This is a genomic window from Streptomyces sp. NPDC048481, from assembly GCF_043200075.1.
Classification (GTDB): domain Bacteria; phylum Actinomycetota; class Actinomycetes; order Streptomycetales; family Streptomycetaceae; genus Streptomyces.
Genome location: NZ_JBICXC010000022.1, coordinates 1 through 21,655, shown reverse-complemented (window position 1 = coordinate 21,655; position 21,655 = coordinate 1). Strand labels below are relative to the sequence as shown.

The 21,655-nt window shown below is 73.7% G+C and carries 22 protein-coding genes; 7 read left to right on the top strand and 15 right to left on the bottom strand.

What is annotated here, in order from left to right:
* Positions 1-153: substrate-binding domain-containing protein (locus ACGFSH_RS34130; RefSeq protein WP_393355486.1), on the top strand; the 153-nt coding region annotated here is incomplete at its 5' end.
* Between the two features lie 97 nt (positions 154-250).
* The gene (locus ACGFSH_RS34125) at positions 251-1,120 is read left to right on the top strand and encodes a hypothetical protein (RefSeq protein ID WP_393355480.1); all 870 of its coding nucleotides are present in this window, start codon (positions 251-253) and stop codon (positions 1,118-1,120) included.
* A 60-nt stretch (positions 1,121-1,180) separates the two neighbouring features.
* On the opposite strand, the gene ACGFSH_RS34120 is transcribed toward ACGFSH_RS34125, so the two are convergent.
* The 5 genes from ACGFSH_RS34120 to ACGFSH_RS34100 form a co-directional block, all read right to left on the bottom strand.
* On the bottom strand, positions 1,181-1,903 hold the full coding sequence (locus tag ACGFSH_RS34120) for a FadR/GntR family transcriptional regulator (RefSeq protein WP_393355478.1): 723 nt from the start codon (positions 1,901-1,903) through the stop codon (positions 1,181-1,183).
* Between the two features lie 82 nt (positions 1,904-1,985).
* Positions 1,986-2,495, bottom strand: coding sequence for a carboxymuconolactone decarboxylase family protein (locus ACGFSH_RS34115; protein ID WP_393355476.1), 510 nt, complete (start codon positions 2,493-2,495; stop codon positions 1,986-1,988).
* Between the two features lie 151 nt (positions 2,496-2,646).
* The gene (gene meaB, locus ACGFSH_RS34110) at positions 2,647-3,657 is read right to left on the bottom strand and encodes a methylmalonyl Co-A mutase-associated GTPase MeaB (protein ID WP_393355474.1); all 1,011 of its coding nucleotides are present in this window, start codon (positions 3,655-3,657) and stop codon (positions 2,647-2,649) included.
* Between the two features lie 5 nt (positions 3,658-3,662).
* The gene (gene scpA / locus ACGFSH_RS34105; protein WP_393355472.1) at positions 3,663-5,837 is read right to left on the bottom strand and encodes a methylmalonyl-CoA mutase; all 2,175 of its coding nucleotides are present in this window, start codon (positions 5,835-5,837) and stop codon (positions 3,663-3,665) included.
* Positions 5,837-7,648: a methylmalonyl-CoA mutase family protein gene (locus tag ACGFSH_RS34100; RefSeq protein ID WP_393355470.1), complete on the bottom strand. Its 1,812-nt coding sequence runs from the start codon at positions 7,646-7,648 to the stop codon at positions 5,837-5,839. Before ACGFSH_RS34100 ends, scpA begins: the two co-directional genes overlap by 1 nt.
* A 185-nt stretch (positions 7,649-7,833) precedes the next feature.
* Here ACGFSH_RS34100 and ACGFSH_RS34095 point away from each other — a divergent pair, with 185 nt between their 5' ends.
* A complete protein-coding gene (locus ACGFSH_RS34095) occupies positions 7,834-8,181 on the top strand; it encodes a VOC family protein (RefSeq protein ID WP_393355468.1) in 348 nt (115 codons plus the stop codon).
* Between the two features lie 118 nt (positions 8,182-8,299).
* The gene (locus tag ACGFSH_RS34090; protein WP_393355466.1) at positions 8,300-8,818 is read left to right on the top strand and encodes a GNAT family N-acetyltransferase; all 519 of its coding nucleotides are present in this window, start codon (positions 8,300-8,302) and stop codon (positions 8,816-8,818) included.
* Positions 8,819-8,846: 28 nt separating this feature from the next.
* On the opposite strand, the gene ACGFSH_RS34085 is transcribed toward ACGFSH_RS34090, so the two are convergent.
* The 10 genes from ACGFSH_RS34085 to ACGFSH_RS34040 form a co-directional block, all read right to left on the bottom strand.
* Positions 8,847-9,254: a DUF3224 domain-containing protein gene (locus tag ACGFSH_RS34085; RefSeq protein ID WP_393355464.1), complete on the bottom strand. Its 408-nt coding sequence runs from the start codon at positions 9,252-9,254 to the stop codon at positions 8,847-8,849.
* 51 nt (positions 9,255-9,305) lie between these two features.
* Complete coding sequence (locus tag ACGFSH_RS34080; RefSeq protein WP_393355462.1) at positions 9,306-10,094, bottom strand: hypothetical protein; 789 nt, start codon at positions 10,092-10,094, stop codon at positions 9,306-9,308.
* Between the two features lie 214 nt (positions 10,095-10,308).
* Positions 10,309-10,740 carry a hypothetical protein gene (locus ACGFSH_RS34075; RefSeq protein ID WP_393355460.1) on the bottom strand — a complete coding sequence of 144 codons (432 nt, stop codon included), beginning with the start codon at positions 10,738-10,740 and terminating at the stop codon, positions 10,309-10,311.
* 90 nt (positions 10,741-10,830) lie between these two features.
* The gene (locus tag ACGFSH_RS34070) at positions 10,831-12,060 is read right to left on the bottom strand and encodes a PP2C family protein-serine/threonine phosphatase (protein WP_393355458.1); all 1,230 of its coding nucleotides are present in this window, start codon (positions 12,058-12,060) and stop codon (positions 10,831-10,833) included.
* Between the two features lie 160 nt (positions 12,061-12,220).
* Positions 12,221-12,670 (bottom strand): response regulator, encoded by a 450-nt coding sequence (locus ACGFSH_RS34065; RefSeq protein ID WP_393355456.1) that lies wholly within the window; start codon positions 12,668-12,670, stop codon positions 12,221-12,223.
* Position 12,671: 1 nt separating this feature from the next.
* Positions 12,672-14,231 carry an ATP-binding protein gene (locus tag ACGFSH_RS34060; protein WP_393355484.1) on the bottom strand — a complete coding sequence of 520 codons (1,560 nt, stop codon included), beginning with the start codon at positions 14,229-14,231 and terminating at the stop codon, positions 12,672-12,674.
* A 115-nt stretch (positions 14,232-14,346) separates the two neighbouring features.
* Positions 14,347-15,591 (bottom strand): PP2C family protein-serine/threonine phosphatase, encoded by a 1,245-nt coding sequence (locus ACGFSH_RS34055; protein WP_393355453.1) that lies wholly within the window; start codon positions 15,589-15,591, stop codon positions 14,347-14,349.
* Between the two features lie 237 nt (positions 15,592-15,828).
* On the bottom strand, positions 15,829-17,007 hold the full coding sequence (locus tag ACGFSH_RS34050; protein ID WP_393355482.1) for a sugar ABC transporter permease: 1,179 nt from the start codon (positions 17,005-17,007) through the stop codon (positions 15,829-15,831).
* A gap of 173 nt (positions 17,008-17,180) precedes the next feature.
* On the bottom strand, positions 17,181-17,960 hold the full coding sequence (locus ACGFSH_RS34045) for an ATP-binding cassette domain-containing protein (RefSeq protein WP_393355450.1): 780 nt from the start codon (positions 17,958-17,960) through the stop codon (positions 17,181-17,183).
* Positions 17,961-17,994: 34 nt separating this feature from the next.
* Positions 17,995-19,113, bottom strand: a complete 1,119-nt coding sequence (locus ACGFSH_RS34040; protein WP_393355448.1) for a sugar ABC transporter substrate-binding protein — start codon at positions 19,111-19,113, stop codon at positions 17,995-17,997.
* A gap of 386 nt (positions 19,114-19,499) precedes the next feature.
* On the opposite strand from ACGFSH_RS34040, the gene ACGFSH_RS34035 reads away from it, so the two are divergent.
* From ACGFSH_RS34035 to ACGFSH_RS34025, 3 genes are all read left to right on the top strand, one after another.
* Positions 19,500-19,862, top strand: coding sequence for a bifunctional 3-phenylpropionate/cinnamic acid dioxygenase ferredoxin subunit (locus ACGFSH_RS34035; RefSeq protein ID WP_393355446.1), 363 nt, complete (start codon positions 19,500-19,502; stop codon positions 19,860-19,862).
* A complete protein-coding gene (locus tag ACGFSH_RS34030; protein WP_393355444.1) occupies positions 19,859-21,019 on the top strand; it encodes an NAD(P)/FAD-dependent oxidoreductase in 1,161 nt (386 codons plus the stop codon). The genes ACGFSH_RS34035 and ACGFSH_RS34030 overlap by 4 nt, the downstream gene beginning before the upstream one ends.
* 160 nt (positions 21,020-21,179) lie before the next feature.
* Positions 21,180-21,655: aromatic ring-hydroxylating dioxygenase subunit alpha (locus ACGFSH_RS34025; RefSeq protein WP_393355443.1), on the top strand; the 476-nt coding region annotated here is incomplete at its 3' end.

The window sequence follows — 21,655 nt, the reverse complement described above, 5'->3', positions numbered from 1 at the left end:
GTGCCGGCCGAGGAGATGGGCCGCCTCGCCGTCGACCTCCTCGTCGAACGCCTCGACCACCCCGGCGCCCCGCCCCGCCACCACCTCCTCGCCCCGCCCATCTCCCTGCGCGCCAGCACCGGCCCCGCCCCAGCCCCCGCGGCCGACGGCTGAACGACCGGCGGCGCGGGCCGGACGGCGGGCAACTGGGCGGCGGACGGGGCGAGCCCCGGGAACGGCGACATAACGACCGGTCGGTAATGTGCCGGGCATGACTACCTCCGCCCTCGGACCGCTCGCCGGCCGACGCTGTCACCACCCGCTCAACTCCCTGCACGCGACGCACTACTTCGCGCCCGAACTGGGGCGGGAACTGGGCGCGCTCGGCATCACCCATCCACGGGCCGTCAACTTCGCCGCACGGGCGGCCGCGCTCGGGCCGGTCGGGGCGGGCGCCGTGACCGCGGCCTTCTTCAATTACAAGCACGACCTCGTGGCCCGGCACGTGCCCGCCGTGTGGTCGGTCGCCGACCCCGCCGACGTGCTCGCCGCCCGTCTGCGCGCCGTCGACGCGACGCTGCGCCGCCTGCTGGGGGAGGAGGCCGTGACGTCCGCGGAGATGGCGGAGGCGGCCGGGCTGGCGCTGCGCGCCGCCGAGGCCTGCGGACGCGGCGCCAGGCCGCTGTACTCGGCCCACGCCGACCTGCCCGTCCCCGGTGAGCCGCACCTCGCGTACTGGCACGCGGCGACCCTGCTGCGCGAGCACCGGGGCGACGGCCACCTGGCCGTGCTGATGTCGGCGGGGCTCGACGGGCTGGAGGCGACGGTGACGCACACCTCCACCGGCCGGGGCATGACGCCGAAGTGGGTGCGGGCCACCCGCGGCTGGAGCGAGGAGGAGTGGAACGCGGCGGCCGGCCGCCTGCGCGAGCGCGGTCTGCTGGACGACGAGGGCGAGCTGACCGAGCGGGGCGTCGCGCTCCGCGAGGACGTCGAGCGGGAGACGGACCGCGTCGACCTGGCCCCGTACGAGCACCTCGGCGCGGAGGGAGTGGCCCGCCTGACCGGCCTCGCCTCGGCGTTCGCCCGCGCCGCCGCGGCCGCGGGCGCGTTCCCGGCGGACCTCGTCGGCAAGCGCTGACCCGTCGGGGCTGCCATGCGGCCGCACGGGAGGCCGGGCGGGAGGGCCGCGGCCGTCCCGTCACTGCGGTGCGGCCGCCCCCGGCGGGACGGGCTGCCGGGAGCGCAGGTGCTCCCTCAGGGCCTGCGCGGTGTTGCTGACGTGCAGCAGTGCGGCGGCCTGGCTGAGGGCGCCGTCGCGGGTGGTGAGCGCCGCGTAGATCGCCTCGTGCTCGGCGAGCGTCCGGTCCGCGGCCTCGTCGTCGGTCAGACCCCGCCATATCCGCGCCCGCAGCGTGCGGCCGGAGATGCCCTCCAGGAGGGTCAGCAGGCTCTCGTTGCCCGTCGCGGCGATCACCGCGCGGTGGAAGGCGGCGTCGTGCGCGTTGAGCAGTTCGACGTCGTCGCGAGCCTCGCGCATGGCGTCCAGGTGGGCTTTGACCTCGGCCAGTTGGTCGTCGGAGATGCGGGCCGCGGCCAACGCGGTGGCGGCCGGTTCGAGGAGCCGGCGCACCTCCATGAGGTCCTGGAGCGCCGCGGAGTCGCCCTGGAGCAACTCGACCGCCCCGCCCAGACCCGCCAGGAGCAGGCTGGGCTGAAGGCTGGTGACGTAGGTGCCGTCGCCCCGCCGCACCTCCAGCACCCTCGCCACGGCCAGGGCCTTGACCGCCTCGCGGGCGAGGTTGCGGGACAGGCCCAGCTGGGCGGCCAGATCCGCCTCGGGCGGCAGTTTCGACCCCGGTGGCAGGGCGCCGGTGCGGATCAGCTCACGAATGCGTTCGATGGCCTTGTCCGTCAGCGACACCGCGTACTCCTCACCCGCCCCGCCGGAACCTTCGGGCGCGGCCTCGATGATACGGGGGCGCGGCGGCGGCGGGCCCGGCCGCTCAGCCGGGCGTCCTCTCGCCCTCGGTCGTCACCTCGAAGGCGTTGAGGTAGGTGCAGACCAGCTGGTAGAAGCCGACCGTGAGGACCAGGTCGGAGAGCTGCTCGACGGTGAGGAAGGACAGCGCCCGCGTCCGGTCGGCGTCGGTGAGGCCGTGCCGCTCCAGGAGCCGGTCGGTCAGCGCGAGGACCGCCGCCTGCTCCGCCGGCAGCCCTTGCGGCGAACCGGTCCCGGCGGCGGCGACCGCGGCCTCGTCGAGACCGAGGCCGCGCGCGATCCGCTCGTGGTGGTGGACCTCGTACGGCGCCCCGTAGACGTGTCCGACGCGCAGGACGGCCAGTTCGCGCAGCGGGTGCGGGAGCGCGCCGCGGGCGATCGCGTCCCCGAGGCGCACCAGGTCGGGGGCCAGGGCCGGCGAGTGGAACACCATGCGGTACACGTTGAGGGCGGACCGCTCCTCGGCGATCTCCCGTGCCCCGGGGGGAAGCGCGCTCAGGTCGGGGTAGTCCATGATCGTGGGTCTCCTCCTCGACGCGGGGCCGTCGGCCCACCGTCCGCGGCACGGTCCGGCGACGCGGGCGGGCGACCGCCGACGGGCACACCGGGACCGGCCGCGAGGCCGGGCACGCGCCGCGGACTTCATCATGACAGCGGCGCCGCCCTCACCGCGGCTCCCCGTCCGCACGCCGGTCGCCGAGGGCGCCGAAGGCCTCCAGGATGCGTTCGGCGGCCAGCGTCGCCGTCAGCTCCCCGTCCCGGACCCGCTGTTCGAGAACCGGTGCGAGGGCCCGCACCGAAGGGTCGGCGTGCAGCCGGCCGAGGACTTCGTCGCGCACCATGCTCCAGGTCCAGTCGACCTGCTGCTCGCGCCGTTTGGCGGCGAGCCGGCCGGTGGAGTCCAGCAGCGTGCGGTGCTGCTCCAGGCGTTCCCACACGGTGTCCAGGCCCGCGGACTCCCGGGCGCTGCAGCTCAGCACGGGCGGCGACCACACGGCGTCCCTGCCGTGCATCAGACGCAGCGCGCCCGCCAACTCCCGTGCCGCGGCGCGCGCGTCCCGCTCGTGCGGGCCGTCCGCCTTGTTCACGGCGATCACGTCGGCCAGTTCCAGGACGCCCTTCTTGATGCCCTGGAGCTGGTCGCCGGTGCGGGCGAGGGTCAGCAGCAGGAAGGAGTCCACCATGTCCGCCACGGCCGTCTCGGACTGCCCGACCCCGACCGTCTCCACGAGGACGACGTCGAAACCGGCAGCCTCCATCACCACGATCGACTCGCGTGTCGCCTTGGCGACGCCGCCGAGGGTGCCCGCGGTGGGGGAGGGGCGTACGAACGCGGCCGGGTCGACGGCCAGGCGCTCCATCCGGGTCTTGTCGCCGAGGATGGAACCGCCCGTGCGGCTCGACGACGGGTCCACCGCGAGCACCGCCACCCGGTGCCCGAGCGACGTCAGCATGGTGCCGAACGCGTCGATGAACGTCGACTTGCCGACGCCCGGCACCCCGCTGACGCCGATCCTGCGGGCCCGGCCGCTGTGCGGGAGCAGCTCGGTCAGCAGCTCCTGCGCCAGCGCCCGGTGCTGGGGCCGGGTGGACTCGACGAGGGTGATGGCGCGCGCGACGATCGCGCGCTTCCCGTCGAGCACACCCTTCACATACGTGTCGAGGTCGATGGCCATGGGCGTCAGAGGCCGTGTCCGAGGTCGTCCGACAGACGCTTCACGAGGTCGTAGGCCGCGTCCGGGATGACCGTGCCGGGCGGGAAGACGGCCGCGGCGCCCATCTCCAGGAGCGTGGGCACGTCCTGCGGCGGGATGACGCCGCCGACGACGATCATGATGTCCTCGCGCCCCTCCTCGGCCAGCTGCTCGCGCAGCGCCGGCACGAGCGTGAGGTGTCCGGCGGCCAGCGACGACACCCCGACGATGTGCACATCGGCCTCGACGGCCTGCCGGGCCACCTCGCCGGGCGTCTGGAACAGCGGGCCGACGTCCACGTCGAAGCCGAGATCGGCGAAGGCGGTCGCGATCACCTTCTGGCCGCGGTCGTGCCCGTCCTGGCCCATCTTGGCGACCAGGATGCGCGGGCGGCGGCCCTCGGCCTCCTCGAAGGCGGACACGAGGTCACGGGTGCGGTCCACGGACGGGGACTCGCCTGCTTCGTTGCGGTACACGCCGGAGATCGTACGGATCTGGCTCGCGTGACGCCCGTACACCTTCTCCAGGGCGTCCGAGATCTCACCGACGGTGGCCTTGGCGCGGGCCGCGTTCACGGCCAGCTCCAGCAGGTTGCCCTCGCCGCCGGCCGCCCGGGTCAGCGCGTCGAGCGCGTCCCGGCACGCGGCGTCGTCCCGCTCGGCGCGCAGCCGCCGCAGCTTCTCGATCTGCTGCGTGCGCACCGAGGAGTTGTCGACCTTGAGGACGTCGATCTGCTCGTCGCTGTCCACCCGGTACTTGTTGACGCCGATCACCGGCTGACGGCCCGAGTCGATGCGGGCCTGGGTGCGGGCGGCGGCCTCTTCGATGCGCAGCTTCGGAATGCCCGCGTCGATGGCCTTCGCCATGCCGCCCGCCTGCTCGACCTCCTGGATGTGCTGCCAGGCGCGGCGGGCCAGGTCGTACGTCAGCTTCTCCACGTACGCGCTGCCGCCCCAGGGGTCGATGGTCCGGGTGGTGCCGGACTCCTGCTGGATCAGCAGCTGGGTGTTGCGGGCGATGCGCGCCGAGAAGTCCGTCGGCAGCGCCAGGGCCTCGTCGAGGGCGTTGGTGTGCAGCGACTGGGTGTGACCCTGCGTCGCCGCCATCGCCTCGACACACGTGCGCGTCACGTTGTTGAAGACGTCCTGCGCGGTCAGGGACCAGCCGGAGGTCTGCGAATGGGTGCGCAGCGAAAGAGACTTGGCGTTCTGCGGGTCGAACTGCCGCACCAGCTTCGCCCACAGCAGGCGCGCCGCCCGCAGCTTGGCGATCTCCATGAAGAAGTTCATGCCGATCGCCCAGAAGAAGGACAGCCGGGGCGCGAACGCGTCGACGTCCAGGCCCGCCTCACGGCCCGCGCGGATGTACTCCACGCCGTCGGCGAGCGTGTACGCCAGCTCCAGGTCGGCCGTCGCGCCCGCCTCCTGGATGTGATAGCCGGAGATGGAGATGGAGTTGTACCGCGGCATCCGCTGCGAGGTGTAGGCGAAGATGTCGGAGATGATCCGCATCGACGGCTTCGGCGGATAGATGTAGGTGTTGCGGACCATGAACTCCTTGAGGATGTCGTTCTGGATGGTCCCGGCCAGCTTCTCGGGCGGCACGCCCTGTTCCTCGGCCGCCACGATGTACAGCGCCAGCACCGGCAGCACGGCGCCGTTCATCGTCATCGACACGGACATCCTGTCCAACGGGATGCCGTCGAACAGCTGCCGCATGTCGTAGATCGAGTCGATGGCCACGCCCGCCATGCCGACGTCACCGGTCACGCGCGGGTGGTCGCTGTCGTAGCCGCGGTGCGTGGGCAGGTCGAAGGCGACCGACAGGCCCTTCTGGCCGGCCGCGAGGTTGCGCCGGTAGAAGGCGTTGGACTCCTCGGCGGTGGAGAAGCCCGCGTACTGGCGGATCGTCCAGGGCTGGTTGACGTACATCGTCGGGTACGGCCCGCGCAGGTACGGCGCGACGCCCGGATAGGTCTCCAGGAAGTCCAGGCCCTCCAGGTCCTGGCCCGTGTACAGCGGCTTGACGCGGATGCCCTCCGGGGTCTCCCACAGCAGGTCGTCCCCGCCGGCCGCCTTCTTCACGGCCGTACGCCACTCGTCGGCGCCGCCCCCGGCGGCCGGGGCCCCCAGCTCGATCCCGGAGAAGTCGGGGATACCCATCAGGACACAACTCCCATGCGGTCGAGGGTGGCGGACAGCACCGCGACGGCGTCACAGCCCGCGAACACGTACGCGTCGACGCCGGCGTAGGACGCCGGACGCCCGGCGAGGAACACGTGCGCGGCGCCGGCGGCCCGCAGCCGCGCGGCCTCCGCCTCGGCCTGCTCCTCGTACAGCGCGTCACTGGAGCACAGGCACACCTCGGTGGCGCCGCTGTCCTCGAACGCGCCCCCGACGACGGGCTCGACGCCGCCCGCCTGGAACAGGTTGGCGGCGAACGTCAGCCGCGCGGTGTGCGCGGCGGCCGGTCCGAGTGCCGCCAGGTGGATCCGCGGCCGTGCGCCGGTCGCCGCGAGATGGGCGTCGGAGCGCGCCCGCAGCGCCTCGAAGGCCTCGTCGCGACGCACCCTCGGCAGACCGCCGGAGCGCGGCTCGGGCCCGCTCTCGCGCACCACCGGCTTCTCGGCGAGGAACGGGAACTCGCTCACCCCGGTGACGGGCTCGCGCCGCTTGGCGATGCCGGCGCTGCGCGCCCGCCAGGTGTCGGCCAGGGCCCGCGGCAGACTGCCCGAGCGCAGCACGGCGGCCTGACCGCCGTCGCGCTCGATGCCCTGGAAGAACTCCCAGCCCGCACGGGCCAGTTCGTCCGTCAGCCGCTCCACGTACCAGGAGCCGCCGGCCGGGTCGATCACCCGGGCCAGGTGCGATTCCTCGATGAGGATCGTGGAGGTGTTGCGGGCGATCCGCCGGGCGAACGCGTCCGGCAGCCCCAGCGCGTCGTCGAAGGGCAGCACCGTCACGGCGTCCGCGCCGCCCGCGCCCGCCGCGAGGGTGGCGACGGTGGTGCGCAGCATGTTCACCCACGGGTCCCGGCGCGACATCATCACCGGAGAGGTCACGGCGTGCTGCACCTGTGCGCCGGCGCCCGGCGCCCCGCACGCCTCGGCGACCCGCGCCCACAGCCGGCGCGCGGCCCGCAGCTTCGCGATCGTCAGGAACTGGTCCGCGGTCGCCGCGTACCGGAACTCCAGCTGCCGGCAGGCCTGGCCGACGCTCAGCCCGGCCGCGGTCAGCTCCCGCAGGTACGCCACACCGGTCGCCAGCGAGGCGCCCAGCTCCTGCGCCGCCGAGCCGCCCGCCTCGTGGTAGGGCAGCGCGTCCACCGTCAGCGCCCGAAGCCCCGGATACTCCTCGGCGCAGCGCCGGGCGAGCCCGACCGCCGGGCCGAAGTCGGCCGCCCGGCCCGTGCGGGCCTCGTGGCCGAGGGGATCCGCGCCCAGGTTGCCGCGCACCGCGTCCGCGGCGACGCCCCGCTCCGCGCACAGCCGCAGGAACTCCCGTGCGGCGGGCTCGGCTTCGGCGCCGGCGTCGAGCACGACGGGGGCCAGGTCGAGAAGGACGCCGTCGAGGACCTGCGCGAGCGAGGTCACGGGAACGCCGCCCTCGCCCACGACCAGCCACAGGGAGGTGACGCCGTTCTCCAGGTCCGCGAGCACCGCGCCGCCGTCGGCGGCGGCGTGCCGCTGCCGCACGTCCCACCCTCCGGCGGTGTTGCCCTCCGGCCTGCCGCCCCGCACGTACGGAGCGAACCCGGGGTAGCCCGGCTCGGGCGCGCGATCGTGCGCGGTGTAGAGGGGACGGGTGCGCAGCCCGTCCTCCAGCGCGGTGGACAGGGCTTCCTCGGCGTGAGCTTCCCCGACGTCCTTGCCCGACTTGCGCAGCACGCCCGCGATGAGGCGCTGCCACTGCTCGTGGGTGGCGTCAGGGAACTCGCCGGCCAGCTCAAGCCCGTCGTCAGGCAGGACCGTCATGCTCGGATGCTAGGCCAGACACGGAGAGGAACTGCAGAGGGCATGGCTGTGACCTTTCCCTCCCGGGCATTGTGACCTGGCCCTCGCCGTGCCGTCCGGCCCCGCGGACGCGCCCGCCGTAGTACTCATGGGGGAGTCCCGCACACCTGGAGCGTCCCACGCTTCCGTCGCCCCTTGGAGCCCCGATGACCGTTCGTCGTGTCGTGCCCGTCCTCCGCTCGGAGCCGGTTGAGGAGAGCCATGAGTTCTACGGCCTGCTGGGCTTCGAGGAGGTCATGAACCACGGCTGGATCACGACGCTCGCCGCGCCCTCCGCGCCGCAGGCGCAGATCAGCTTCATGACGGCCGACCGGACCGCGCCCGTCACCCCGGACCTGAGCGTGGAGGTGGACGACGTGGACGCCGCCTACGCGCGCGTGCGCGCCGCCGGCGCGGAGATCGTGCACCCCTTGCAGGACGAGGAGTGGGGCGTACGGCGCTTCTTCGTCCGCGACCCGGCCGGCCGGGTGGTCAACGTCCTCGGCCACCGCTGATCCGGGGTCCGGCGCGACGGACCCGGACCGCCCCGGACACCGTCGCGCCCGCGGCCACCCGGCCCCGTGCGGCGGACCCGCGGGGACCGTGGCACGGTGCCGGAGGTAGCGTGGACCGGTGCCCGTGCTGACGCAGCTGAACGCCGACCACGCTCCCGCGGTGCTGGCCTTCGAGCTGGCGAACCGCGACTACTTCGCCGCCGCGGTCGGCGACCGCGGCGACGAGTTCTTCGCCCGGTACGCCGACCGTCACCGCGCGCTGCTGGCCGAGCAGGCGGCCGGCGTCTGCGTGTTCTACGTCCTGGTGGCCGAGGACGGCTCGGTCCTGGGCCGGTTCAACCTGTACGACCTCGAGGACGGCGTCGCCGCACTGGGGTACCGGGTCGCGCGCGGCGTCGCCGGCCGGGGCGTGGCGACGGCGGCCGTGGAGGAGCTGTGCCGGCTGGCGTCGGCACGGCACGGACTGCGCACCCTGCGGGCGGCCGCGGCGGACGCCAACGCCGCTTCCCGGAAAGTGCTGGTCAAGGCAGGGTTCGTCCCGACCGGTCCGGCCGGCCCGGCGGACGTGGGCGGCAAGCCGGGCACCTGGTACCGGCGCGACCTGGTCCCACCGGCCCCCGCGTCTGCCCCGGACTGAGCCGGCCCGAGCCCGGGAAGGGCGCCGGTCAGGGGCCGAGCCGGTAGTCGAACCAGATCCGGTGTGTGCCGTCCGCGTCGACGGCGATGCCGCCGGCGCCGGTGATCCCGGTCAGTTCGCCGGTCCCGCTGCCCGGCACGACGGCGAAGTACTCGTTCTCCCGGCTGTCACCCGTAGTGGACGCGGCGTGCGCGAAGTTGAAGGAGCCCGCCCGGCCGTGCAGGGTCCCCTCGAAGGACTCCATGGCGACGTACGTGCCCGTGCCGGTCGACGGGTCGTAGGCGGCCGTGAACACCGTGGCCGAACGGCCCGCGATCTCGCCCTCGAACGACTTGGTCATGGTGGCCACCCCGACCGGCGCGGCGGTCTCGACCGCGGGGCTCGGCACCGGGGCCGGCGTGAAGTCGGCGACTGTGAACGTTCCTGAAGCTCGCATGCCCGGATCGTAGGGGGCGCCGCTGACAGTCACGCCGGGCCGCGGCACGCGTCATGCGCCGTCGGGAGCGGCCTCGTCGCCAGCGGTCAGCGCGGGCGCCGTCGCGTCCGGCGCGTCGACGGCGGTGTAGAACACGGAGGAGCCCTGCTTGGTGCGCTGCGCCTGGGTCTTCGCGACGAGGCCCTCCAGGGTGGTGCGCACGACGGTGGTCCTGACGGTGCGCTCCGGATGCGTCCCGCCGAGGGCGGTGGCGATCTCGGCGGCCGAACGCGGTTCGCGCTGCTGGGCGAGATGGGCGCGCACCAGGTCGACCAGCGTCGGCTGCGGTGACTTCGCCGCCTCCGCGCGCCCGGTGTCCTTCTTGGCCGTGCTCTTCTTCGCCGTGGCCGTCTTCACCGCGGCCTTCTTCGCCGGGGCGGTCTCCACCGCCGCCGTCTTCGGTGCGTCCGTCTTCACCGCGGCCGCCTTCGCGGTGCCCGTCCCGGCGGCGGCCCGCTTGCGGGTGGCGGGCCTCTCCGGCGAACGGGCCGACCGCGAGGCGGACTTCTTCGACTGCGGCCGCTTACGGGCGCCCGAGGCGACGGCCGACCTGCCGCGGGGCGCGGGCACCGAAGGGCTCCCGGCGGACTCGCCGGCTTCGGCCGGCGCCGGCGCCGAACCGATGGCCTGACGGATGCTGAGCAGTACGCCGTGGTCCCGTTCGAGGGCCGCCAACTGCTCCTGGAGGGCGGTGATCTCCGCGCCGACCCGGTCCCGCTCCTTGGCGTTGCGTTCGAGGTCGGCGGTCACCTGAGCGGTGTACTGCGAGGTGAGTTCGTTGGCGGAGGCGTTCTCGGACATGAAGCACACGACCTTTCCTCGACGGGAGGCAGCGGACGAACTGCCTTGCCCCGGTCGCCGGCCCGGCGGCACGTCGCCCCGGAGGGCCGGGGGCCACCCGGCCGGGCGGCGACACACGACCGGCTGCGGCACTGCTGGAGAGATAGTACGGACAACCGGAGCGAATGGTCCTCGGGTGTGCCGCGGTGACAACCCGTTCGAGGGCCGTGTCGCCTCAGGACGGCCGGCCCAGCGACCAGCCTGCTACGTCCGCGAGCCGGCCGCGCCACAGGGGCATGACGACGGGATGCCTCGCCGGGCAGACGGCGGTCGCGTCGCGCAGGTGGATCCACTGGGGGAGCCGTTGCGGACCGGAGTGCCCCTGGCGGTCGGCGACGGCCCGGTCCACCTCCTCGGGGAAGTGCTTCAGGATCCGTGCGCCGGGCCCGTCGAAGGTGCGCAGGCTGCGCGCCCACTCCGCGGTCCAGGCCTCGTGCGAGATCAGCTCGCCGTGCAGGAAGCCGCCGCCCACGGTGAGCGTGACGGGCAGGGCGGCCTCCGGGTCCTGCCCGATCAGGCGCACCAGCATCTGGAGTTGGACGTCCGGCGCGGGTTCGGTGAGGACCGGGGCGGCCGGCTGGTGCAGGGGATCGTGCTCAGTGGTCATGACCGGCTGTCCTTGGGCGTCGGGGGCGGGACGGAAGTCTCCTTCCCCCCTCGGCGCGCGGGCATGTCCGGTGCGCTCAGGCGGGGCCGGTCACAGCCGCAGGACGATCAGGGCGGTGTCGTCCGTGGTGCCGCTGGCGGGCAGCAGGTCGCCCAGCAGAGCGTCCGCCAGGGTCTCGGGAGCGCGGTGGCGGTGGTGGGCGAGGGACTCGGCGAGGCGGTCCAGCCCTTTGTCGATGTCCTCGCCACGGCGCTCGATGAGGCCGTCGGTGTAGAGGACCAGGGTGCTGCCCTCGACGAAGGCGAGCCGGGCCTGCGGTCGGGGCAGGTGCTCGGGACGGGCGGCCAGCGGGGGATCGGTCGCCCCGTCGAGGAAGGTGACCGTGCCGTCGGGATGCACCAGGGCGGGCGGCGGATGGCCCGCGCAGCTGTACGTGATGGTGCGGCTCGCGCGGTCGATGAACGTCGTCACCACGGTCGTCGCCTCGGCGCCCTCGACGAAGCGCGCGTACAGGCCGAGGGCTTCCAGGGCCCGGGCCGGGCCGTCGGCCACGCGGCAGGCGGCGCTCAGGGCGCTGCGCAGCTGGCCCATGGCGCAGGCGGCCGCGAGACCGTGGCCCACGACGTCGCCGACGGCGACCGCCAGGTTGTCGTCGGGCAGGTCGACCAAGTCGTACCAGTCGCCGCAGACGTTGAGCGCGCCGACGGCGGGTCTGTAGCGGACGGCCGCCTCGTGCGGCCCGGTCGGACCGGGCGCGGGCAGCATCGCGGCCTGGAGCGCCAGGGCGACCTCCCGCTCACGGGCGTGCGCCCGGCGCAGGCGCTCGTTGACCTCCTGCAGTTCACGGGCCCGGGTGTACAGCTCGGCCTCCAGTACCCGGCCCCGGTCGCCGCGGTCGCGGCCTCCGCGGGCGTGGATCAGTTCGGTGACCTCCTCCACCCGGTGCACCACGAGCGCCACGTGCCCGTCCGCGTCGTGGACGGGTGCGTTCACCGGGCTCCAGTAGTGCTCCTGCCATACGCCGGGCCGCTCGGGGTCCTCGATGTCGTAGCGCAGCAGTGCCATGGTGTCGCGTTCACCGGTGTCGACCACGCGCAGCATCGACTCCCGGGTCTCCCGCATGCCGGCCGCCGCCGGGTCGTTCGGGTTCTCGGGGAAGACGTCGAAGATGTAGCGGCCCAGCAGCTGCTCGCGGGTGCGCCCGGCCAGCCGCAGGAAGTCGTCGTTGGCGTCGGCGTACACCAGGTCCGGCGTCAGCAGCGCCACCATGCCGGGCAGGGCCCGGAAGACCGCCGCATAGTCGATCTGCGGTTCCGTCATGTCCTGCCCGTCTGCCTGGGTACCGAGCGACACTGTGCGTTTCCACCATAGAAGGGTGGACGTCGTCGTACCCGGATATGACGTGCTCGCGTCCCCGGAGCGCCGCCCGGGCGGCCCGCAGGGGGATGCGGGGAGCGGGCACGCGCCCGTGGGGCCCGGGTCAGGCGCCGGTGCGGGGCAGGCGGACGACCTGGACGAAGAAGTCGTCGATCTGGCGGACGGCGGCGATGAACTGGTCGAGGTCGACGGGCTTGGTGACGTAGGCGTTGGCGTGCAGGCGGTAGCTGCGCAGGATGTCCTCCTCGGCCGCCGAGGTGGTGAGGACGACGACGGGGATGTGCGCGAGGTCGGGGTCGGACTTGATCTTCTCCAGCACCTGGCGGCCGTCGTACTTGGGCAGGTTGAGGTCGAGCAGGATGAGGTCGGGCCGGGGCGCGTCGGTGTGGCCGGCGCGGCGGTAGAGGAAGTCGAGCGCCTCCTCGCCGTCGCGCACCACGTGCAGGGTGTTGCCGATCTTGTTGTCCTCGAACGCCTCGCGGGTCATCAGCTCGTCGCCGGGGTCGTCCTCGACGAGGAGGACGTCGATGGGGCTGGCGGAGGGGAGGGTCATGTCAGGCCTTCTTCTCTGGGTGCGCGTCGGTGGCGGGCGCGGCCGTGGCGGGTGCGGCCGTCGGGGCGGTGGAGAGGGGGAGGGTGAAGCAGAAGCGGGTGCCCTCGGTGTGGCCGGTGTCGAGCCAGATCCTGCCGCCGTGGTACTCCACGATCTTCTTGCACAGGGCCAGGCCGATGCCGGTGCCCCCGTAGGCGTCCCGGCTGTGCAGCCGCTGGAAGATGACGAAGACCTTCTCCGCGAACTGCGCCGGGACGCCGATGCCGTTGTCGGTGACGGACAGCCGCCAGGTGTCCGGGGTCTCGGGGTCCGGCCCGCAGGTGACGCGCACCTCGGGCGCGCGGTCCGGGTGGCGGAACTTGAGCGCGTTGCCGACGAGGTTCTGCCACAGCATGGTGAACAGCGTCGGGTCGCCGACGACCTCGGGCAGGTGCTCCGGCCGGTCGACGCGGGCGCCGGACTCCTCGACGGCCGCCGTGAGGTTCTTCAGCGCCTTGTCGAGGCTCTGGCCGAGGGCGACCGGCAGCTGGGCGTCGTTGACGCGCCCGACCCGGGAGAAGGTGAGCAGGTCGTTGATGAGGACCTGCATGCGTTTGGCGCCGTCGACGGCGAAGTCGACGTACTGGAGCCCCCGCTCGTCGAGCTTGTCGCCGTACCGCTTCTCCAGGAGCTGGCAGAAGGAGGCGACCTTGCGCAGCGGTTCCTGGAGGTCGTGCGAGGCGACATAGGCGAACTGCTCCAACTCCGCGTTGGAGCGCCTCAGTTCGACGGCCTGGGCGTCCAGGTCGGCGGCCTGCCGGGTGAGCGCGTCCCGCTGCCGGCGGGAGGCTTCCAGTTCGGCGACGATCTGCTGGCGCATGCCCTCGACGTCCGCGGCCACCGCGGCCAGGTCGACCGGCCCGTCCGCGCTGATGACATGGCCGAAGTCGCCGTCGGCCACCTGCCGGGACGCCCGGCGCAGCGCCTCCAGCGGCCGGGTCACGAGGATGCGGACGAGTACGGCCAGGGTCAGCCCCGTCAGCAGGAAGACGGCCACCATCGCGCTCAGGACCGCGTTGCGCACCTTGCGCTCGTGCGCCAGCTTGGCCCGGCCGTCGCGGACGGCCTGCGCCAGGTCCGCGTTCTGCTTCGTCCACAGGGCGCGCAGGTGGTCGAAGGACTCCTTGCCTCGGTCCGCGGTGGCCTGGTCGACCGGCCGGGGCCGGCCGGGGACGACCGAGGCGGCAAGCGGTTCGGCGTAGTCGCTCCGCCAGTCCGCCGCGCCCTGCTCGACCGCCTCCAGGCCGGCGAGGAGCGCGGGGCGGCCGACGACGAGGGCGCGCAGCCGGGCGGCCGCCTCCGTCTCGTCGTGCTTGCCCCTGATGTACGGCTCCAGGAACTGCCGGTCGGCCGCGCCGGCGTACCCCCGGACCCCGGTCTCCTGGTTGACCAGCGCCGCCTGCAGGCGGTAGGCCTCCGTCTGCGCCGGCTGGACGCGCCGCAGGAGCTGGTCGCTCACCTGCGCCGTCCGGTCCAGCATGTTCGCGCCCACCACCGTGCCGACCACCACGACCAGCATCATCAGCGCCAGGACCAGGTAGAACCAGCTCTGCACGGTGAGCCTGCGCCCCGTCCAGGTCCTCGTGGCCGCCCTCACGTGCGCCGTCCCTCGTTCCGCCACCGCTCGCCCCACTCGTTCAGTTCCAGCTCAGGTGGACCAGTGCCACGTCGTCGTCCAGGCCGCCCTGCGATTCCGCCAGGGCGCCGACCCGCTCGATCAGCCGGTCCACGAACGGCTCCGGCGCCAGTGCCGCGCCTTCCCGGGCCAGGGCCAGCAGTCCGTCCTCGCCGAGCCGCTCGGCCCCGCGGCCCACATGGCCCTCGAACAGGCCGTCCGTGAACAGCACCACGCCCGCGCCCGCGGGCACCTCCACCTCCGCCGACGGCCATCGCGCTCCGCCGGGTACGACGCCCAGCGCCGGACCGCCGGGCGGCTCCACCCATTCGGTCCCGCGGCCGGTGCGCAGCAGCAGTCCGTGGTGGCCCGCCCGCACCAGCCGGGCGCGCTCCTGTCCCGGCGTCGCGGTGAGGCTGACGAGCGTGGCGAAGACGTCGCTGCGGGCACGCTCCGCCAGCAGGATCTCCTCCAGCCGTTCCACCTGCTCGGCGCCCGTGACGCCGCAGAACACCAGGGTGCGCCAGGCGATGCGCAGGGCGACGCCGAGGGCGGCCTCGTCCGGACCGTGCCCGGAGACGTCGCCGACCAGGGCGTGCACGGTGCCGTCGGGGCTCTGCACGATGTCGTAGAAGTCGCCGCCGAGCAGCGCCTGCGCCCGTCCGGGCAGATACCGGGCCACGACGTCGACGTCGTCGCCGCGCAGTAAGGGGCGGGGCAGCAGCCCGCGCTCCAGGCGCGCGTTCTCCTGGGCCTGCATCTGGCTGGCCTGGAGCGCGACGGCGGCCTGTTCGCCGTGCTTGCGCTGGATGGCGTAGCGCACGGCCCGTCCGAACAGCTCGGGCTCCACCCGCCCCTTGACCAGGTAGTCCTGCGCGCCGCCCGCGACCGCCGCCAGCCCGGTCAGTTCCTCGGCCAGTCCGGTGAGCACCACGATGGCCACCTGGTCGCCGTGCGCCTTGACGCGGGACACGGCCTCCAGGCCCTGGGCGTCCGGCAGGTGCAGGTCGAGCAGCACGCAGTCGGGCGTCTCGGCCGCGAGCGCCTCGACGGCCTCCGCCATCGAACGCACCCAGCGCAGCCGCATCTTCAGCGCGCTGTCGGCGACCAGCTCCTCCACCAGCAGGGCGTCGCCCGGGTCGTCCTCGACCAGAAGGACGGACGGCTCCCACCACTCCCACTCGGCGACGCCGTCCCACCGCGCGTCCGACGGCAGCTCCGCGTCCCCGGCTCGCGACGACATCATGGTCTCGACCTTCCCACCCATACGCGCCGCATTTCCCCACGATATTGTCGGATGACAACAGTCGAGAGGATACCCGTACGGGCGAGTAGGCCTGCCGGGGGCGCACGGGTCCGTCGCGGGCCGGGGCGACGGCGGCGTCCGGGCGGGCAACCGCCCTGTCTCCCAGGGTAGTTCGCGGCGAACCGATCCGTCCCCGGCGGGACGTCGCCGGCCGGCTCGGGCCGCGTTCGCGGCTGCGACTCTGCCGCGGCGTGCGGGTCAGGTGCGTCCGCGCGCGACCGCGGCCCGCCGCGCCAGGGAGTCGAGGACGACGGCGACGTACAGCACCCCGCCCGTGACGATGAACTGGATGGGCGACTCGACGCCCAGCAGCGCCATGCCCGAGGCGATCGACTGGATGATCAGCACCCCCAGCAGCGCGGACCAGGGCGAGCCGCGTCCGCCGAACAGGCTCGTGCCGCCGATGACGGCGGCGGCGACCGCGTTGATCAGCAGCATCCCGGAGCCCGGCGCCTGGCTCGCCGAGGTGAGCCGCGAGGCCACGAACAGGCCGCCGACCGCCGCCAGGGTCCCCGACGCCATGAACACCGCGATCCGTACGCGGATCACGTCGACGCCCGCCCGCCGTGCCGCCTCGACGCCGCCGCCGAGCGCCAGGACGCGCCGCCCGTAGGGCGTGCGGCGCAGGAAGAGGTCCGAGGCGACGATCACCGCGAGGAAGAGCAGCAGTGCCAGCGGCACGCCTTCGAACCGCGCGAGGACGACGACGGCGGTGAACGAGGCCACGGCCAGGAGCGCGGTACGCACCCACACGCGGCTCGCGGGCCCGCACGGCATCCCGGCCGCCGCGCGCCGCCCGCGGTCGCGGAGGGACACGAGCAGGTACGCGAGCGTGGCCAGCGCGGCGAGACCATACCCGGCGACGGCGGCGTCGAAGTACCGGCTGGTCAGCGTCGCCACCAGCCCGGTCTCGCTGAAGTTGATGGAGGTCTCCGTCCCCAGCAGGTAGAGCATCACCCCGTTCCAGGCCAGCAGGCCGGCCAGGGTCACGACGAACGCCGGCACGCCGATCCTGGCGAACGAGAACCCGTGGAGGGCCCCGGCGGCCGCGCCGCAGGCCACCGCGACGAGCACGGCGAGCCACTCGGGCATCCCGAGGTTCACGTTCAGCGACGCGAACACCGCGCCGGCGAGTCCGGCGAGCGAGCCCACCGACAGGTCGATCTCGCCGATCAGCAGCACGAAGACGATCCCGACGGCGATGATGCCGGTCCCCACGATGTCCACGCTGAGGACGGAGAGGTTGCGCGGCGACAGGAAGTTGTGATTCAGGCCCTGGAAGACCGCCCAGGTGACCGCCAGGGCGAGCAGGACGGGGACAGGGCCGAGTTCGCCTTCGAGCAGCCTGCGCCCCGCCGTCCGGGCGTGGTCCCCGATCCGCCCGGCGGGCCCCGCCGGGCGCTCGGCCGGCCGCGGACCGGACGGCGTCGTCCCGGACCGCGGGCCGCCGGGCCGTCCGGCTTCGGGCCCTCCGGAGCCGGGACCGCCGGATACGCCGGACGCCGGGTCGGCGGCGCGCCCGCGGGGTCGCCGCGCCCACCCCGCGCCCTTCACGGCCAGGTCTCTTCCGGGTGGGTGCCGCGCTGGGCGACGGAGTTGTCCGCCGCGCCGGTGATGGAGGAGATGATCTGTTCCTGGGAGGCCGTGTTCACGTCGAAGAGACCGTTGTTGCGGCCCAGCCGCAGTACGGCGACCCGGTCGGCGACGGCCTTGATGTCGCCCATGTTGTGGCTGATGAGGAGGACGCCGAGGCCCTGGTCGCGCAGGGCCTCGATGAGGTCGAGGAGCTGGCCGGTCTGCTCGACGCCGAGGGAGGCGGTGGGTTCGTCGAGGAGCAGCAGCCGGGGCTCGCCGAGCAGCGAGCGGGTGATCGCGACGACCTGGCGCTGACCGCCGGACAGGGTGGCCACCGGAACCCGCACGTCGGGGATGCGGATGGACAGGGTGTGCAGCAGTTCGCGGGTGCGGCGCTCCATCTCCACCTCGTCCAGCACGCCGAACCGGTGGATCTCCCGGCCGAGGAAGAGGTTGCCGACGACGTCCAGGTTGTCGCACATCGCGAGGTCCTGGTAGACGGTGGCGATGCCGAGGACGTGGGCGTCCTGCGGGCGTCTGATCTGGGTGGCCCGGCCCTGCCACTCGATGATCCCCCGGTCGGCGGGGCCGACCCCCGAGATCACCTTGACCAGGGTGGACTTGCCCGCGGCGTTGTCGCCCATCAGGGCGACCACCTCACCTCCGCTGATCTCCAGTTCGACGTCGACCAGCGCCTGGACGGCGGCGAACCGCTTGGACACGCCGCGCAGCGTCAGCAGGGGCGGAGCCGGCACGGGACCACCTCCTTCCTCTCTCCGGGCGTCCGGCTCACGGAGTGAGTCCGGCCCTGGCGCACGCGGACCGCAGGTTCGGGGGGCAGATCTGGGCGATGGTGTACATACCGTCCTTCACCAGAGTGTCCTTGATGTCACCGGCCGTCACCGGGACCGACGGGAGCAGGACGGCGGGGATGTCCTTGACGGTGGCGTTGTCGACGGTCCCGGTGGCGATGGAGTCCACCGGCTTGCCGCGCCCGAGGGCGACGGCCATCCGCACGGCGGCGTCCGTGGCCGACCTGTAGGGCTTGTAGACGGTCATGTACTGGTCGCCGGCGACGATGCGCCGGACGGCGGCGAGGTCGGCGTCCTGCCCGGTGACCGGGGGCAGCGGGTCGACCTCGGTGGCGTGGAGTGCGGAGATCACGGCGCCGGCGAGACTGTCGTTGGCGGCCAGGACCCCGTCGATGCGGTTCGCGCCCAGGGCGGCGACGGCGGCCCGCATGTCGGCGAAGGCGTTCTCCGGCCGCCAGCCGACGGTGTCGTAGGACTTGCCGATCCGCACCTTGCCCGAGAGGACGGAGAGCGCCCCGCGTTCGAACCAGCCGGCGTTGGGGTCGGTCGTGGCGCCGTTCATCATGACGATCTGGCCGCCGTGGGCCTTCGCGCCCATCGCCCTGAGCAGTGCGGTCCCCTGCAGTTCGCCGACCTTCGCGCCGTCGAAGGTGACGTAGCCGGAGATCGGGCCCTGCGCGAGCCGGTCGTAGGCCACGACCGGGATCCCGGCCCGGTGGGCGGCCTCCACCGACGGGCGCAGCAGCTGCGGGTCGACGGCCGCGACGATCAGGACGTCCACCCCTCTGGTGATCATGGATTCGAGCTGCTGCCGTTGCAGGGCCGGATCGGGGGTGGCGGCCACGGTGGTCGGGCAGTGCGGGCACAGCTGCCTGACCTTCTTCTCGATGAGGGGCTTGTCGAACTGGCCGAAGCGGGAGGCGCCGCCCCCGGGGAGCAGCAGGCCAACGGTGGGACTGTCACCGGCCGCGCCACCGTCCGAGCCGCCCGTGGTGCAGGCCCCGGCCAGCGTCAGGGCGGCGGCGATCGCCACGGCCGTGAGCGCACGGGCGCGGAACCTGCCCTTCACGGCCGCCAGGCCGACACCGAGACCCATCGTCGGTTCCTCAGGAATGGTGAATTGTCCGGTCTCTCATGAAATGAGTATCCGCTGCCAAGCGTAGCCAAGCCCCCGTACCGGTTCCGTCCGGGGCTTCCCGGGGCCGGTGATCCAGCCGGCCGCGGCCGGGAAGGGGCGTGGACGGCGGCGTGCGGATCGTGCCGGAGTGCGCCGGCCGCCCCTTCCGGCCGCCCGCCGGGGCTTTCCCGTGCGAGCCCGTAGCGCCTGTTCCCGCAGGTGGTACGGGCGTTTCGGGACGCGCCCGGCCGGGTCCGCGAAAGCCCGTGAAGCGGGGCGTTGCACGCCTTGACAAGGGTTCTGGGACGCCCCCAGACTGGCGTTGCGCTTACCGCAATCCGTTTCGCTATACGCACCGAGGTGTCATGATGATTCCCGCGTGCCGACTCGCGGACCTTCCGCGAGGTGAGGCCTTCCGGCTCGACGTCGATCCGCCGGTGTCGGTGTTCCACACCGATGACGGCGAGGTCTTCGCCATCGACGACACCTGCACCCACCAGGACGCGTCGCTCGCCGACGGCTGGCTGGAGGGCTGCGAGGTGGAATGCCCGCTGCATGCCTCCACGTTCGACCTGCGCACCGGCGCCGTCGACTCGCCGCCGGCGAAACTGCCGGTCCGCACGCACGAGGTCTTCGTCGAGGACGGCACGGTCTACGTCCGGCTCTCCACGGCGGCGCCCAACCTGCCGCCGTGCGTCTCCGCCCGGCTCGCCGGGGGTCCCGCGTGAGAACCGTCGCCGTGGTCGGCGCCTCCCTCGCCGGCCTCTCGGCGGCACGCTCCCTGCGCAAGCAGGGCTACGACGGACGCCTCGTCGTCATCGGGGACGAGACCCACCGCCCCTACGACCGGCCCCCGCTGTCCAAGGAGTTCCTGTCCGGCGCCCTGGGGGAGACGGACCTCGCCCTGGAGACGGAGGACGAGGATCTGGGCGCGCAGTGGATGCTGGGCGTCCGCGCCGTCGGTCTGGACCGCGCGGAGCGCGCCCTCGCGCTCACCGACGGACGACACGTCCGGGCCGACGGCATCGTCCTCGCCACCGGCGCGGCGGCGCGCACCCTGCCCGGCTCCGAGGGCCTGGCCGGGGTGCACACCCTGCGCACCCTGGACGACGCCCGCGCCCTGCGCGACGAACTGGCGGGCGGCGGACGCCTGGTCGTCATCGGCGGCGGGTTCATCGGCGCCGAGGTCGCCTCCACCGCCCACGCGCTCGGCCTCGACGTGACGGTCGTCGAAGCGGCTCCGACGCCCCTGGCCGGACCGCTCGGCCGGGCCATGGGGGCCGTGGTCTCCGGCCTGCACACCGACCACGGCGTCCGCCTGCTGTGCGGGGTCGGCGTCAAAGGGCTGAGCGGCGAGCGCCGGGTCGACGCCGTGCTGCTGGAGGACGGCCGTTCGCTCCCGGCCGACCTCGTCGTCGTCGGCGTGGGCGCGTCCCCCTGCGTCGAATGGCTCCAGGGTTCCGGCATCAGGCTCGACAACGGCGTCAAGTGCGGCGCGGACGGCCGGACCAGCCTGGCCGGCGTCGTCGCGGTCGGCGACTGCGCCAACTGGTACGACCCCCGCGCGGGGGCCCACCGCCGCGTCGAGCACTGGACCGGCGCGCGCGAACGCCCCGACGCGGCCGTCGCCACGCTGCTGGCCGGCGGCGCGGTAGAACCCGGCGTGCCCAGGCCGCCCTACTTCTGGTCGGACCAGTACGGCGTGAAGATCCAGTTCGCCGGCCACGCGGCCGAGGCCGACAGCGTCACCGTCGAGGCGGGCGCCGCGGACGACCGCGACGTACTGGCCGTCTACCGGCGCGCCGGTCACCCCGTCGCCGTGCTCGGCATGAACCAGCCCCGCCTGTTCACCCGCTGGCGCAAGCAGCTCGGCGCTCTCCTGTGAACATCCCGGCGGACCGTCGCGGCACCGCCGCGCCGCGCTGACCCCTCGCGCAGTCCCGCGCGCCCGCGAAGGCGCTCGTCCCGCCCTGCCGCACACCCCCGCCGCACACCCCCGAGGCGCGCGGCCCCGTCCCTCCCCGACGTTCCCCGAGGAGTGCACCGTGACCTCGACCAGACTGCCGGACAGCCTGATCGCCACCCTTCCCGGCTCCTCCTACACGGACCCCGGCGTCTTCGCCCAGGAGCAGGAGCACATCTTCGAGACCATGTGGTTCTGTGTGGTCCGTGCCTCCGAGCTGGCGAAACCGGGTGCGTTCCGCACCGTGGACGTGGGCCGTGAGAGCGTCCTGGTCACCCGGGCCCGGGACGGTTCGGTCAAGGCCTTCCTCAATGTCTGCCGGCATCGGGGGGCGCGGTTGTGCACGCAGGAGAGCGGGGAGGTCAGGCGGGCGTTTCAGTGTCCGTATCACGCGTGGACGTACGGGCTGGACGGCAAGCTGGTGGCGGCGCCGAATCTGACGTCGATGCCGGACGTGGACCGTAGCGCGTACGGGCTGGCCGGTGTGCAGGTGCGTGAGTGGCTGGGTTATGTGTGGGTGTGCCTGGCGCAGGAGCCGCCCTCCTTCGAGGAGGAGGT